Source organism: Roseibium sp. RKSG952 (assembly GCF_009711355.1).
Genome location: NZ_SMMF01000580.1, coordinates 1 through 2,095, shown reverse-complemented (window position 1 = coordinate 2,095; position 2,095 = coordinate 1). Strand labels below are relative to the sequence as shown.

At 57.4% G+C, this 2,095-nt stretch carries 1 protein-coding gene; it reads left to right on the top strand.

Annotated features, from left to right (window positions below):
- Positions 1-259: 259 nt before the first annotated feature.
- The coding region (locus E1297_RS02480) for a TM0106 family RecB-like putative nuclease (RefSeq protein WP_155133474.1) at positions 260-2,095 on the top strand (1,836 nt) is incomplete at its 3' end.

The window sequence follows — 2,095 nt, the reverse complement described above, 5'->3', positions numbered from 1 at the left end:
GGCTGGCTCGAGTTTTCGCCGGCCGCGCGGCCGCAAAAGCGGCGGCGAAATTCGCAGGCGTGCCGAGGAAGAGCGGGCTCGGCACGCCTGTTCTACTTCACCGGCCAAGCTATGAAGTGCCTATTATAATTGAGATAAATACCACTGGAGAAGGCGCGCGCAAGAATGTCAGTTGTTGACAGGGGTATGGCGTATTGGTGATTGTGCGGCCCGTTCAAGCAATTCTTGGATCTGGTTCAAATTCCTTTTCGGAGCTTCAATGAAAAAGTCCGGCGGCGGTGTCCTGTTTTCGGCTTCCGATCTGATGCGGTTTTCAGGTTGCAGTCACGCGACGGTGCTGGACCTTGCCTATCTGAACGGCGAGGACGTGTTCCCTTGCGAGGACAGTGAGGATGCGCGTCTGCTTCAGGGGCAGGGGGATGCTCATGAAGCCGCTTATCTCGAGGACTTGAAGCGTGAACTTGGATCTGTTGTCGAGATTGACCGTGGTGGTTTGAAGTTCAATGCCGAGGTGACGGAAACGGCGCTTCGTGAAGGCCGTCCGGCGGTTTTTCAAGGTGCATTCCTGTCGGGCAACTGGGGCGGATGGTCGGATTTCCTGATCAGGGTTGAAAAACCGTCCGCGCTTGGGACTTTCAGCTATGAAGTGATCGATACCAAGCTCAAGCGGTCGGTTCACCCGAAGCACGTTCTGCAATTGGCGCTTTATTCGGACCTTCTGGCGTCCATTCAGGGCGTTGCGCCCGAAATGGCACATGTTCTTCTGGGCGACGGACGAAAGGTCAGTCTGCGTCTGGCTGACTATCAGCACTATGCGCGCAGCGTCAGGCAAAGGTTCGAGCGCTTTGTTGAAGCGCCGGTGCCAACCCGGCCGGTTCCTTGCAGCGACTGCGGCCTGTGCCGGTGGCGGTTGCACTGTGATGAGGTCTGGCAGCATCACGACAGCCTTTACAATATCGCCAATGTGACAAGGGGCCAGGTCCGGAAACTTGAAGCGGTCGGGCTCAAGACGATGGAAGCCGTTGCCTGCAGCGACGGCCCGGTGCGGGGAATGGCGCCGGATACGCTGGATCGGCTTCGGGCACAGGCTCGCCTTCAACACGCGCGCAAATCAGGTGCGCCGGCTTTCGAATTCCGTCCACATCAGCCAGGCAAGGGATTTGATCTGCTGCCCGAGCCAAGGCCGGGAGATGTTTTCTATGACATTGAGGGGGATCCGTATTTCGAAGGCGGATTGGAGTATTTGCACGGACTTTGGTTCGATGGCACGTTCAAGGCCTTCTGGGCTCATGATCACAAAGCTGAAGCGGAAAGCCTTGCCGGATTGCTGGACTTTTTCCGGGTGCGTCTGGAAGCGTTTCCGCAAGCGCGGATCTATCATTATGCGCCCTACGAGGTCACCGCTCTGCGCCGGTTGACGACCAAATACGGGATCGGCGAAGCCTTTCTCGACAAACTGCAGACAGAGCAGAGATTCGTTGATCTTTATGCCGTGGTACGCGGTTGTCTGATCGCCTCGGAGCCGAACTACTCGATCAAGTCGATGGAGGTTTTCTACGATCTTGAGCGGGTCGGTGAGGTCAAGACCGCGGGCGGATCGGTCATCGCCTATGAAGCATGGCGCGATACCCGGGACCAGGCGATTCTGGACGAGATCGAGGACTATAACCGCATTGACTGTGTTTCGACGGAAAAGCTGCGCGACTGGCTTGTAAGCATCCGCCCGCATCTGGAATGGCCCGTTCCCGGCAAGGCTGGTGACGACAGGGAGCACGAAGAAGATGAAAAGGTTGCCAGTTTGCGGGCACTGTTGGCCGCTGCAAACCTGACAGAGGACCATCGGGAGCTTCTATTCAACCTCGGCATGTTTCATCGGCGCGAAGTCAAACCCGGACAGTGGGCGGTTTTCGACAGCATCTCAAGGGAAGACGAGGAGCTGCTTGATGACCTTGACGCCCTTGGCGGTCTTGTCGCGAAAGGTCCCGCCGAACCGGTCAAGCGGTCATTCCAGAGGATCTATGCCTATCCGCCACAGGAGACGAAATTACGGGCTGGCAAGTCGGTGACCGTGTCTTCATCCGATGGCGCACCATCG